General features: G+C 43.4%; 9 protein-coding genes and 1 tRNA gene. 8 read left to right on the forward strand and 2 right to left on the reverse strand.

Going from position 1 to position 12,860, the window contains the following annotated elements; genetic code table 11:
- Positions 1-9: 9 nt before the first annotated feature.
- Positions 10-546: a helix-turn-helix domain-containing protein gene (locus U4956_RS06280; RefSeq protein WP_323089697.1), complete on the reverse strand. Its 537-nt coding sequence runs from the start codon at positions 544-546 to the stop codon at positions 10-12.
- Between the two features lie 550 nt (positions 547-1,096).
- Between U4956_RS06280 and U4956_RS06285 the strand changes: the two genes are divergently transcribed.
- A complete protein-coding gene (locus U4956_RS06285) occupies positions 1,097-1,957 on the forward strand; it encodes a DUF368 domain-containing protein (RefSeq protein ID WP_323089698.1) in 861 nt (286 codons plus the stop codon).
- A gap of 308 nt (positions 1,958-2,265) precedes the next feature.
- Here U4956_RS06285 and U4956_RS06290 read toward each other — a convergent pair whose 3' ends face one another.
- On the reverse strand, positions 2,266-3,438 hold the full coding sequence (locus U4956_RS06290; RefSeq protein WP_323089699.1) for a cation diffusion facilitator family transporter: 1,173 nt from the start codon (positions 3,436-3,438) through the stop codon (positions 2,266-2,268).
- A 59-nt stretch (positions 3,439-3,497) separates the two neighbouring features.
- Here U4956_RS06290 and U4956_RS06295 point away from each other — a divergent pair.
- The 7 genes from U4956_RS06295 to U4956_RS06325 all read left to right on the forward strand — a co-directional run bounded on the left by U4956_RS06295 (position 3,498) and on the right by U4956_RS06325 (position 12,480).
- A tRNA-Ser gene (locus U4956_RS06295) sits at positions 3,498-3,586 on the forward strand.
- Between the two features lie 307 nt (positions 3,587-3,893).
- Entirely contained in the window at positions 3,894-4,235 is a 342-nt protein-coding gene (locus U4956_RS06300; protein WP_323089700.1) for a hypothetical protein, read from the forward strand.
- Positions 4,236-4,398: 163 nt separating this feature from the next.
- A complete protein-coding gene (locus U4956_RS06305) occupies positions 4,399-4,695 on the forward strand; it encodes a hypothetical protein (RefSeq protein WP_323089701.1) in 297 nt (98 codons plus the stop codon).
- Between the two features lie 914 nt (positions 4,696-5,609).
- Positions 5,610-7,475: a hypothetical protein gene (locus tag U4956_RS06310; RefSeq protein ID WP_323089702.1), complete on the forward strand. Its 1,866-nt coding sequence runs from the start codon at positions 5,610-5,612 to the stop codon at positions 7,473-7,475.
- Between the two features lie 872 nt (positions 7,476-8,347).
- Positions 8,348-8,638, forward strand: a complete 291-nt coding sequence (locus U4956_RS06315) for a hypothetical protein (protein ID WP_323089703.1) — start codon at positions 8,348-8,350, stop codon at positions 8,636-8,638.
- A gap of 41 nt (positions 8,639-8,679) precedes the next feature.
- A complete protein-coding gene (locus tag U4956_RS06320) occupies positions 8,680-10,053 on the forward strand; it encodes an RNA-binding domain-containing protein (RefSeq protein WP_323089704.1) in 1,374 nt (457 codons plus the stop codon).
- A 660-nt stretch (positions 10,054-10,713) separates the two neighbouring features.
- Entirely contained in the window at positions 10,714-12,480 is a 1,767-nt protein-coding gene (locus tag U4956_RS06325) for a carbohydrate-binding domain-containing protein (protein ID WP_323089706.1), read from the forward strand.
- The last annotated feature ends 380 nt before the right edge of the window (positions 12,481-12,860 follow it).

Here is a 12,860-nt window from a genome sequence, read left to right on the forward strand (position 1 = left end):
GCCTGCCGGCTAGAAAACCGGCGGCGTCGAAATCCACAGCAGCTGCGCATTGCTTTTGCCGGTATTGACGATCTGATGACTCAAGGAGCCATCCATATAAAAAGTCTCGCCGGCATGAACAGTTGCGCTGGTGCTGTTTTCAAATTCAATCCGGACAGTGCCGCGAAGGACATATCCGAACTCCTGACCATCGTGATTGGAAACTTTCATGGATCTGCCTTTTACAGGCAGCCGCAGCAGGATCGGTTCCATCTCGTTTTTCTGCGCATTGGGAACAATCCAGCTGATTGAATATTCATCCTGCTCATCTTCAAAAAAATCGTCCTTGCCAAACACGATCCGCTCGTCGCTTTCCTCCTGGAAAAACTCTGCCAGGCTGGTCCCGAGGGCCTCGAGAATGTTTTCGAGCGTCGTGATGGAGGGGGAGGTCAGATTTCGTTCGAGCTGAGAAAGAAAGCCTTTGGTCAGTTCACTGCGGCTGGCCAGCTCTTCCAGAGTCAGGCCGCTGGTTTTGCGCAGTTTCCGTATTTTTGCACCAATATCCACAGGTCCCTCCGTTTAGTATCACTAAACAAACGATAATCTTTAAATAAACGCAATGCTTATTATATCGATCGCGCCGCAGGGATCAATTGAAAGGACAGAATTTGGCAAAGTTGTCCTTTCTGAGGCCTGCCATTCTTCAAAAGTGTTGCTTTTGCGCTCCAATGTCAGGCATTTTCTGTTTGCCCGTTCTATCGCCTGACTTGACAGGAACAAAATCCGGCGGATTCTGGCAAGTTTTCAAGGCTTTATCCAAAGATTATTTTCATATCCAATCCGGATGGCTTCCACTTTTGCGCTCTGAAACCTTACGGCAGTGTTCTCAAGCGGCATTCATGGACGGCTTTGAGGGCTGCGGAGGTTTTGTTTATCTTTTTAGCCCCCTGTTGTCTGTCAAGAAACAGTAAAGTTGGTAAAATTCTGGAAATGTAAACGGAACGAATCGGCCGCCTGTCTTACTGCCTGGTAAAATCTGCCTTACAATGCGCCCATCTTTCGCGTTCCGCCATTAAATTTAGTAAAATGCCTTTCGTCAAAAGGAGACCTTCTGTCAATGAATAAATCATCTTTTCTAATGGATACGCTTCGCGGCATGGTCATCGGCATTGCCAACATCATCCCTGGAGTATCCGGCGGGACCATGATGGTGGCCATGGGCATTTACGATAAGCTCATCTATTCCATCACCCATCTGTTTTCCGATTTCAAAAAATCGATTAAGCTGCTGATTCCGATTTTTGCCGGCATCCTGCTTGCGCTGGCCCTGCTTTCCAAACTGATCGAATACTGTCTGCTTCACTGGCCGATCGCAACCAATCTGGGCTTTTGCGGGCTGATTCTGGGTTCTGTGCCAGCGATTGCCCACCATGTCAGACATAAAGGCTTTTCGCCTTCCATGGCGGTCTGCTTTGTGGTGTTTTTCGCGCTGGTTGTGGGCGGAGCTTTGATGACTGAATCCTCTGCGTCCAACGTGACCCTCAACACCAGTTTCATGGGGCTGGTCATGTTGTTTATCGTCGGCGTGATCGCGGCGGCCACTATGGTCATTCCCGGTGTTTCCGGTTCAATGATGCTGATGTTAATGGGCTATTACGAACCCATCATCAATCTGGTCTCCGAAACGGTGGATTCTCTGGTCCACTTCAACATGGCCCAGTTCGGCCATTGTTTCTTACTGGCCCTGCCCTTCGGCCTTGGCGTCATCCTCGGTATTTTTGCGATTGCCAAACTCATTGAATGGATTCTTTCCAGGTGGCGCCTGCAGACGTATTGGGCCATTCTGGGTCTGATCCTGGCTTCCCCCTTTGCCATTCTGATCAAGACCGACTGGGCGACTTTCTCGATCTGGCAGCTTCTCTTTGGTATTCTTGCCGGCCTGGCCGGAGGATATGCGGCCAGCCGTCTGTCGGAATAACCCCCAGCTTTCCGGTTCAAGTTGCTGTTTTCATTCATCAACTGAAAATCACAAGCTGAAAAAATAAGCACCGGTTCAAACCGTTCCCCATTTAAAACCGTTTCGAATCTTATGGGCTGCTTTTTGCAAATCTTCCTTTTGCAAAGAGCAGCCCTTTTTATGTCTCGCTTTTGTATGCCGCCAATCTGGCCAAAAAGAAAAAGAGGCACCCGGTCTGGATGTCTCTTGCAAGTTTTCTATCTGTCAAAATCCGTCTAGCTGAATCTGCCAGTCTGGTTTGCCGCCTTGCGTTGCCATGCAGGTTTCGATTACGAGAATGGATGAACCAGGCGCAGCTCAATTTTGTATTTTTCTGGCGTATCCAGGCTTTGACGGATAGCTTCCGCAATTTCTTCAGCCGTTTTCTTCTCTTCGTATGGGACAATCAGATCGAAGAAGAGATGTGTCCGTCTGGTCCGCTTTTCAATCCGGAAGTCCTGAATGGTCCAGTGATTTCCCATTCTGGCCACACTGCTGGCCACTTTATCTTCGAGCAGATTGGTCTGAATATCGTCGAGAATGACAGGATCAACATGAGTAACCAGCTCGATGTTCATATCCTTATAAACCTTCCGTTCAAGCCGGTCGACTTCTGAATGGACATCAATCAGTCCAAGCGTTCCATCGACTTCGACATGCGCTGTGGCGTAAGTATATTTTGGACCGTAAGAATGAACCGCAATGTCATGAACATCGATGACCATCGGGCTTTCCATGATCGTATCGATGATCTGGTTAATCTGGTCGGCCGATGGGGCTTCTCCAAGCAGAGTGTTGATGACATCTTTTAAAAGTCCCCAGGCAGAAAACAGGATAATCCCCGAAACGATGATGCCGACAACGCCATCCAGATCGTAATGAATCAATGGCGAAACAAGGGTGGAAAACAGAACCAGCAGGGTTCCCATCGTATCATTTCGGGAATCCAGCGCATTAGCCAGCAGCAGGTCGCTCTTGTATTCAACGCCGTATTTATGGTTGTAGGCATACATGTACAGCTTGACGCAGATCGATAAGATCAGCACCGCAACGGCTGCCCATTCAAAGTGAACAGGACCTGGATGAATGATTTTCTCGATAGACTGCTTGAGCATTTCAATGCCCAGATAGACAATGACCATGCCCATGAACAGCGCCGCAATGGTTTCCGTGCGCTCATGGCCATAGGGATGCTCTTTATCTGCTGGCTTTTCGGCAATTTTGAACGAAAGAATCGAGATGATATTGGACATGAAATCCGTCAGGTTGTTGATGGCATCTCCTTTAATGGCGACCGATCCCACCATATACCCAATCGAGTACTTCGAAGCAAACAAAAAAAAGTTCAGTCCAATGCCCACATATCCAAGCAGTTTGCACACCGCATACCGGATTGAGCTGGCATCCTTCTTATTGTCTGTTTTTTTGTCCGTTATCAGCTTGCGAATCAGAAAGGAAATCATAGATTTCGACCTCATTTCTTTAAAATTACGATTTCTTATGATAAAGTATTGAAACATACGGAGACGTATCGAAGTGGTCATAACGGGCCTGACTCGAAATCAGGTAGTCTTAACGGGCTCGTGGGTTCGAATCCCACCGTCTCCGCCACTATGAAAAGTGCAGCCGGCCCTGCCGGCTTTTTTTATGCCTTCTTTTTGGATTCGAGTCTATCGGTCTCAAAAGAAGGCTTTTTACATGAGCTGAAATCACTCCTGTAATAGAAGAGTATAAAAGAATTCAACCAGACCGGCATAAAAATGCCCGTGCCTTCCGTTACAAATCGTTTCTTTTCAATGATTTCCTCTCAGCCTTTTTTGGACTGCCCCGCTCCATCTTCTGCTCATCTTTTCTCATCGCCCCAACAGGATATAATAGGCAGGAAAGGAAAAGCTGCCTTTTGACAGCAGGTAAATCTATGTCTGATGAAGTTATTATTGTATTCAATTCCAGCCGTTTTGGTCAGGGAAATCCTCAGCTTGGCGAAAAACTGATGATTTCCTTTTTAGAGTCTCTTGCAGATCAAAGCGCAAAACCACGCGCCATTCTTCTGTACAATTCCGCTGTGGTTCTGGCCACCAGCCAGTCTCCAGCCAGCACCCAGCTTGATACTCTTGAAAAAATGGGTGTGGAAATCCTGGTCAATGAACAGAGTCTGGCTTTCTATAACCTTGGATCCGTTCGCACAGTTGGTAAACCGGCCGATATGACCGCGATGACTGAGCGGATGCTCAACGCCGGTCTGGTCGTCAAGCCATAGTCTCTTACTTTTTTCTTAAAACAGGCAATCCCCCTTATTTGTAGGATCGCCACCGTTTCGTTTCCGCTTACATCAGCTGAATTTGACAATTATTGAAATTTTAATATCCTATCAAAGATGCCAGCTGATGAATGTTTGCAGGCAGATAGAAAGGAACTTTCTGATGGAAAAATGGACTCAGGATCAGTATGAACAGACCCTTGCACGCAAAAAGCAGGAAGCTCACGATGCTATGCAGCTGTACATTCTGATCAATGCCAAAGATCTGCAGGATGAATGCGAACCAGGCGTAAAAAATCTGTCTGCTGCATGCAAAGCCATGCTCAACCAGATGCTTGAAGGCGACGGCTTTGAAGTTGAACCAAAAGTCAAAAGCAAAATTGCTGGAAAACTGACTGTTCGCTATTATGTCGACAACCTCGATCCGTCCCGTCGTAAATACTCTGAAGTCAATCAATAATCCGACTTCCAAGCCGTCTCAAATGCAGCTTTCACTCCATTTGAGACGGCTTTTTAATGCCTTGATGCTGTTTTCTGAAGCCCCGCTTTTCTGTCCCTTCTTTTCCCTCAAAAAATTCGTCTGATTTGATTCTGGTCTTGTTCTCCTTCATTCAGTATCAAGTTTCATTGTCTTACTTTTTTCTCTAACCAAGCCATTTTCAGGCAAGCCATCCATCTATTTGTTCATCCTTAGGATTTTCAGACACCCGACTCAAAAAGAAAAGGCTTCTGGCTATCAGAAACCTGAAAGCCAGAAACCTTTGACTGCCAACAAAAGCAATATTGTAAGTTTAATGTGTTAATCTGCGACGAGTTTAAACCAATCAACTGAGTTTAGTTTAAGAAACTGCATTCTTCCTGTCAACACATTTTTCTATATGACCGCCAAAAAGCAGGAACACCATGTGAAAGTCACTTCACTTTACCGTGTTTTAGCTTCTGCCCATTTGGTTTTAACAGATAAAAAACAGACAAATCGTTTTAAACATACTCTACTCTGAACTGTTGTTTTCAAGCGCGAAAACGTGCTGTGAATGATTATTCCTGCCCCCACATACGAGCAGATCTGGAAAGATCGTTTTCCTTCCCTGCTCATTTTTTGCAAATCTTGCTTTCAGAAAATTGCCGTCTCTCAATAAAGGATTTCGAAATCAACCGTTTTTCCTTCTCATATTTCATCTCGCTATATATTTTAATTAGTTTTTTATAAATGCAAAATATTGTTTAATAACTTGATTTTTCTTCCTGTTTTTCAATAACAGTCCCCAAAACATCACCCTGATGATTTCGTAGATTAACACAAATTACGAAATCCAAAAACGAGAACGGCGCAATCAACATATCCACAACATCAGGAAAGGAAGAAAAGGAAAAATGAGAAAAAAGCATTTGCAGCTGCTGCTTACAGCGGTTCTTGCCGGAACAACAGTTTCCACAATGGCAGCTGGACTGACGGTACCTGTACAGGCAGAAGGAAATGACACCAATGACGATAACACTCAAGATGCAGTTGCCTCAATTGGTGAAAAAACCTATGACAGTCTTGAAAGTGCATTAAATGCAGTGAAAGATAATGAGGAAACAACGATTCAATTATTGAAAGATGCTTCTCCTAAATCTGGAAATTACTATTTCTTAGTTGAAGCCAACAAAAAAATCATTCTGGACTTGAATGGCCGCAACATTAGTAATAATGATTACTGCGCTCTTTATGTACAAAATGGAGGCCATCTTACCATCACTGACACAGCAGGAAACGGAAGTATTACAGCTACGCCTGCTCAAGCAGAAGGTTATGCTATTTTTAACCGAGGCCAATTAACAATCAATGGAGGAACCATTGCAGGAGGATCGGAGGAAAAGGGTTATTCCGTATTTACCGCAAACGATGACGGAAATACCCTGGACAATATCAAGACGACGATTGTCAGCGGAACACTCAAGGGTTTATGCACCAACGGCAATGATAAAAATGTGGAAATTGAAGTCCAAGGCGGCGAATTCAATACTCTCTCTTATTTACCTGCCCAAGGTACTTATACAATTCGGGGTGGAACTTTCAAGTGTACCGAAACCGCAGATGGCTGGAATAAAGCTTGCCTTGCAGTCAAAGCTGGAACCCTCAATATCGAGGGTGGAACTTTTGAGTATCAGCAGACGTCAGACCAGCAGAACAGCAATAGTACTTCAACTAATAATAATGGACCTGACGATTTCTATGGAGCGATCGTTATCTCCAAACCAACTGATGCAAACGCTGAGACCGCCTATGCCGATGATTTGACAGTTACTATTAGTGGCGGAAGCTTTACCACTAATAAAGGGGACGCCATCGTCGTTGCTAATTATGCAAGCGAGGAGAATGGAACTGCTATAAAATTAAACATTTCGAATGCAGACGTAACTGGTAATGTTGACTACTATATCCCTAATGATGCAACTACAAAACCCACAACAGTTGCCATCACAGGCGGCAGTTTCACATCCAATCCTTTGGCTTCAGAAACATTAGAGAGTGTATTAACTGACTCTGAGAATACGCCTGTTGCTTCAACTGGTTCTGAGGAAAGCAAAACCTTCTATGTTGGTCCTGTGCGCATCTCTCAAGCAATGAATAGTGCAGCTTCCCAGACAGAATTTACCATTACCCAGGGAAATTTAGATCTTTCAAGCGTTAAAGCTGGTATCAAAATTAAAAATGAAGGGGACGGAACAGTTAAGATCAACAATCAAACAGTCGCTAAAGATGCGGAAATCACTACGAGCGGACCGTCCACTTCTGGTGGATCTTCTGGATCATCAGGGGGAAATTCTCCTGTAGACAAAGTAACTTCAGTAAGTATGCATCGTCTCTATAATCCTAATTCGGGAGAACATTTCTATACAAAAGAAGCCGCCGAAAAGAACCATCTGGTCTCTCTGGGCTGGCAGGCAGAAGGCGTGGGATGGACTGCACCAAGCACATCTACCCAGCCTGTCTATAGACTGTATAATCCGAATGCTGGAGATCATCACTACACCATGAATGCCGCTGAGCAGAAACACCTGATCTCTCTGGGATGGAAAGATGAAGGCATTGGCTGGTATTCTGATGAGGCCAAGACGATTCCACTGTATCGGGAATACAATCCTAACGCAAAAGCTGGAAGCCATAACTACACAACAAGTCAGGCTGAACACAATCATCTGATCAGCGTCGGCTGGAACGATGAAGGTATTGCCTGGTACGGTGTAAACTAACGTCCCCAATCAATAAAGCAAAAAAACTGAACAGGAATTCAGAACGGTTGCAGCTAAGTAAGAGAACTTCTGCTGGCTTGTATGGTCAACAGAGCGAATGCCCAAGCGGAAACGGACTCCAAATAAGAGTTCAAAACAGAACGATCTGAATCTACTGAAAGTGATATTGAAAAAGCCACCTTTTCAATTGGCATAAACAATCGGGCCTCTTAACGGAGGCCTTTTTATTTTTTGGATATGATGGCCACCAAACAAGAGCCGGAAAAAGTACAGTCTCAAATTATTGTATGCAAAAGAGTATCTCTATCTTGCATATTTTTTATAAGTCATCGCTGGTTCTAATAGTACCTATGGTTAGAAGTTCATATTGAACAACAAACAGAAAACAATATTTAAAACATTGGGGAGATCCATCAGTCTGATCGTAGTTTGCAGGGATGTATTCTCATGGACATGTTTCATAGGTCATAATGGAGTACTGCCGATTGAAGTTTCTTCAACTAGAACTTTCCCAGTCAGTAGAGCTATACGAGAGGTTATCCTAACACTTTTTTAGGACAACTTCTTTTCTTTAGGCCTGTTAACAACCAGAATTTCTGAAGGAATTGTCATATTTTAACCTCTTTATGTATCGCTCAATTGCCCATAACACACCGATTATTGAGCTATACATCAAGAGAAATCGCGTAAAACTTGGACCTTAAAATCATCTCATTACAGCCTTGACAGGAAATCTGGGACTTCAAAATATCCATTTTTAGAAACAAAGAGCCCAAAAGCAATCCTGATCGGTGGCTTTTAGGCTCAATATCGTGGTAATCGTATAGCTCAACTGACTGGGAAAGTTCTATTCAACAGTGCTGATAATTTCTATGACATTTAAGCTGGTAACCAATGGAATCGGCAAGACGATCAAGCAAGCCAAGAAAAAAGCAACGATTCATCCGGTGACCATCCAAGCTGAATGTTTTCGTAAAAAAGCAACGCAGATGTATCTTGCATACCAACATAAAGGAAATATCTACCTTTTAATCGTGCCAACATCGCAGCAAGCCTTCGCAAAAATTGAATCAATCGTATCAGAATCGCACCTAATCGCATCAGATGGCGAATTTATCGTGTCAGAACTGAATTTATCGTGTCATAATCGAATCAGATTCTGACCTGATCTGATCATTCTATTAAAGGCGAGGGGGGAGAAAAAATGGTATTTCAAGAAAGTGAAAATGTTGAACTCAAAAAAATTGTTGTAGACGACATTAAAAAAGAGATTATTGCCTTTGCTAACTGTGACGGAGGAAAACTGTATGTCGGTGTTGGAGATGATGGAACCGTAACGGGAGTCCCTGATCCAGATAACGCATCTTTACAAATTTCTAATATGGTCAGAGATGGAATTAAACCAGATGTAACAATGTTTATTCATTATCAAACACTACAAGAAGCAAAAAAAGAAATTGTCGCAGTGGATGTACAGCGCGGAACCAATCGTCCCTATTATCTTGCCAAGAAAGGACTTCGTCCAGAAGGTGTTTATGTCAGACAAGGTTATTCTTCGGTGCCTGCCACTGATACAGCAATTCGACAGATGATCAAGGAAACGGATGGTGATCGTTTTGAAGCCAGACGGAGTTTAATGCAGGAACTCACATTTAATGCTGCAAATAAAGAGTTTGCACTCCGAAAGTTGAAATTTGGTCTTTCACAAAGAAGAACTTTGAAATTGCTGGACCAAGATAATCTGTATACCAACTTGGGTTTACTTTTATCTGATCAATGTACTCATACAATTAAAACTGCTGTCTTTCAGGGAACAGATTCAAGAGTTTTCAGAGATCGTCAGGAATTTTCAGGGTCTCTTTTGCAACAAATGAATGACGTTTATGCGTATATTGATATGCATAATCAAACGAAAGCAACCGTAGAGAAACTATATCGGATTGATGTGAGAGACTATCCAGAAACTGCCATTCGTGAAGCTTTATTGAATTCACTGGTTCATCGGGAATATTCCGTGAATACAAGTTCATTCATCAAGATCTTTGCTGACCGTATTGAATTCTTATCCTATGGCGGATTAGTATCTGGACTTGAACAAGAAGATATACTCACTGGACTTTCCGTATGCCGAAATCAGGATTTGGCCAGTGTATTTTATCGCCTGCAATTGATTGAAGCCTATGGAACTGGAATTCAGAAAATTATGGCGGAATATGAGGGTTTTGAAAAGCAGCCCTTAATTGAAACAACAGCGAACACCTTTAAAATCATTCTGCCAAACCGAAATACTCAATACGAAGAAAAACCTGATAATCTCACCGAAAGCTATAAAGAAGTATGTTATGAAGAAAAACTACGCTGTAAAGAGGAATTAAATATCAAGGGAAAATTGAGCAATGAAGAAAAAGTAATCAAATTTGTCCAAGAACATGGGTCTTTGAGAAAAAGTGATGTTATCGCTTTGCTTGGAGTGAGTTCTTCTACAGCGTCCCGTCTTCTTCGAAAGCTGAAAGATAATAAACTTCTTAAACAAACAGGTAAAGCGCGAGATACTTACTACGTGGCAGCTGAGTCATAGAATATTTTTTACCGACTGGGACGCTTTCTGGAAGGATCAGGAAACCGGGGCCCACGGTAAGGTTTAAGTAGAGGATAACCTTTCAAACAAATGCGCCAAGAATTCCCTGGCCATCACTTTCTCTACCCAACTTAAAGAATCAGCAGTAAAAATTTGGCAGTGTAGAATATTAGAATGTCCGTCATTAAAAACAAACAGCCTAAAAGTAATCCGATCGGTGACTTTTAGGCTGTTTTTCGTATTCATCCTATCGTACAACTAACTAAGAAAGTTCTATTTGGAAAGTTCTATTTGATTGTAATTCTCTGAATTTCAGCTGTCTAAGCCGCCTCGATACTTTTACGGGAGCTGGCAATGACTGTTTATGCCAGTAAAGAAATTTTTGAGAATTCGTTTGAAGAAATCTCTTCCAGCCATTCTTCTTTCCATCTCCAAACTGGATGTTCCATCCCGTCTGGACCTTTCTGATCCCTGTGGTCTTTTAATAAAACTTAAAGCCTGCTTTAATTTTCGGTCAACCTTATTTGGATACATTATGAGCGTGCTTACGGGGCACGGCGGCAAAACAAGCCAAGCAGCCCACCGAGCTTAAACAGATTTGATTCTGTTCGATCGATATACAACCGCCACCAGGCGACAGATCTTAGAAAGAAGAAACATATGAACTTAAATAGAAAACATTTTGCGCTGTCCGCGATGATGGCGGCAGTCCTTGCTCTGACTGGATGTTCTACTGCACAGGCCCCAGTCGAAAACCAGGCTTCTGAAACAAAACAGGCCGTTGTCAAAGACAAAAATGCCCAGAGTGACAAGACACAGACGACAAAGACAGAAACTGAAGATAAAAACGATGACGTAGAGCTGGACAACCTCACAGCTGTAGAGGGAACGACTATTTCTTTAAGTGATGCCAAAAGCAATCTGCTCATTAACAAAGGCGGAACCTACACATTAAAAGGCAAAACAAACTACACCATTGTTGTGGATGCTAAAGATCAGGATGTCACTTTAATTCTTGACTCTGCGACCATTGATGCCAAAGATCTTCCAGCCATCTACGTTCGCAATGCGAAGAAAACAGTTGTAGATGTAACTGGGAGTTCATCATTAAGCAGTACTTCGCACACTGCCCAGGACGGACTGAATGCAGCTCTGTACGTTTGCAGTGATCTGGATTTAAAAGGATCCGGTACATTAACCATCACAGATCCAAATGGACATGGCATTAAGGCCAAAGGCGATATAACAAGCCGGAGCGTAACGATTAAGGTGCAGAGCGGTCAGGATGGCATTCACGCCAGCGACAACCTTACTATTAACTCCGGTACATATTCCTTCACTGCTGATGATGAAGGGATCGAAGTCAATGAAGCTTTAACTATCAACAACGGTACTTTTACAGTGAATTCCAAAGGTGATGGCCTGCGGGCAGAAACCGGCGTGGCCATCAAGAATGGTACGTATACCATCACAACAGAAAACGAAGGCATTGAATCCAAGGCGGATCTGACCATTGAAAACGGAACCTTCACAATTAACGCAACAGACGATGGCAGTAATGCTGGAAATGATCTAACCGTTAAAGGTGGAACATTAAATGTTGTATCCACCTCTAACGATGGTCTGGATGCCAATAGCAACCTGAATCTTGAAGGCGGAACAATCAATGTTACGGCTTTAAAAACACCAGAAGGTGCCTTTGATGAAGATAATGCGAAATTCAAGATCAGCGGCGGAACCATTGTTGGTCTTTCTGCAATGGCCACTTTACCAACTGATGTAACTCAGAATACGGTCATGATCAACGCCAGCTCTTCCTTCAAAAAACTGGAACTCAAACAGGGTGGCAAGACCATCCTGACTTTCAGCAATCCATCCAGCTCCACAACAACCTCAAACAAGACAAGTGAAGCAACCCAGACAACATCCAATGACCAGACCGGCAACTCTTCTGAGTCGACTGATTCTGCCAACAAAGACAATTTTCAGAATACCAAGCCGGAGATGAGACAGGGCGGCATGCCAGGAGCTAACGCCTCCACAGCCGTACTGACGCTTTCCTGCAAAGATCTCAAAGCTGGATCCGAAGCCGAACTCTATCTCGACGGTGAACTGGCTGAAACCTTTACCGTCGAAGAAGGTCTGACACAAGTCGGAAACATTCAGACCATGGGCGGTGGCATGCCGGCTGGTGACTTTGGCGGCCGCGGCGGCCAGATGCCTGGCAATTTCGAAAATGGCCAACGTCCAGAAATGCCTGAAGACTTTGACTTTGGCAACGGTGAACGCCCGCAAATGCCTGAAGATTTCGAAAACGAAAATTCCCGAAAACAGAAATCCGGTCGTTCCAACAAAGGCGGACAGAATAACCAGAATACACAGGAAGACACCACTTCCTCTGCAACGAAAACAACTGCAGCTCTTTAATTGAAGTCTTAACGAAAGAGCCGCAGTCAACTCGATTACGTCTTACAGATGAAATAAAAATCATCTACTTTCCTTCCTTCCCTTGCCAGAACCTTTCCCGGTTCTGGCTTTTTGTTTTTCTGCTTTCCAAGTGATTTCTTATCACTTGTCAGAAAATATGAGCAGCTATCTGGATTTGTTGGCAGTAATAGAGATTGCTGATTATATGAATAACCTGAATATCCAAGAGATTGAACCTTAAACGGGATTAGAGTCAGACAGATTGAATCTTAAACCCTAAATTCCCCACTATATACAGAGATGTAGTGGTCCGAAAGTCCTGATATTACTTTTTATAAAGAAATATCAGGACTTTTCTCTTGACTTATTAAGTATGTATA

Origin of the sequence: Allobaculum sp. JKK-2023, from assembly GCF_034745455.1 — a bacterium.
Taxonomy (GTDB): domain Bacteria; phylum Bacillota_I; class Bacilli_A; order Erysipelotrichales; family Erysipelotrichaceae; genus Allobaculum.

Excerpts from the sequence above, each read along its gene's own strand:
- U4956_RS06320 (WP_323089704.1), top strand. The coding sequence starts at position 8,680 with ATGGTATTTCAAGAAAGTGAAAATGTTGAACTCAAAAAAATTGTTGTA.
- U4956_RS06300 (WP_323089700.1), top strand. The coding sequence starts at position 3,894 with ATGTCTGATGAAGTTATTATTGTATTCAATTCCAGCCGTTTTGGTCAG.
- U4956_RS06310 (WP_323089702.1), top strand. The coding sequence starts at position 5,610 with ATGAGAAAAAAGCATTTGCAGCTGCTGCTTACAGCGGTTCTTGCCGGA.
- U4956_RS06315 (WP_323089703.1), top strand. The coding sequence starts at position 8,348 with ATGACATTTAAGCTGGTAACCAATGGAATCGGCAAGACGATCAAGCAA.
- U4956_RS06290 (WP_323089699.1), bottom strand. The coding sequence starts at position 3,438 with ATGATTTCCTTTCTGATTCGCAAGCTGATAACGGACAAAAAAACAGAC.
- U4956_RS06305 (WP_323089701.1), top strand. The coding sequence starts at position 4,399 with ATGGAAAAATGGACTCAGGATCAGTATGAACAGACCCTTGCACGCAAA.
- U4956_RS06325 (WP_323089706.1), top strand. The coding sequence starts at position 10,714 with ATGAACTTAAATAGAAAACATTTTGCGCTGTCCGCGATGATGGCGGCA.
- U4956_RS06285 (WP_323089698.1), top strand. The coding sequence starts at position 1,097 with ATGAATAAATCATCTTTTCTAATGGATACGCTTCGCGGCATGGTCATC.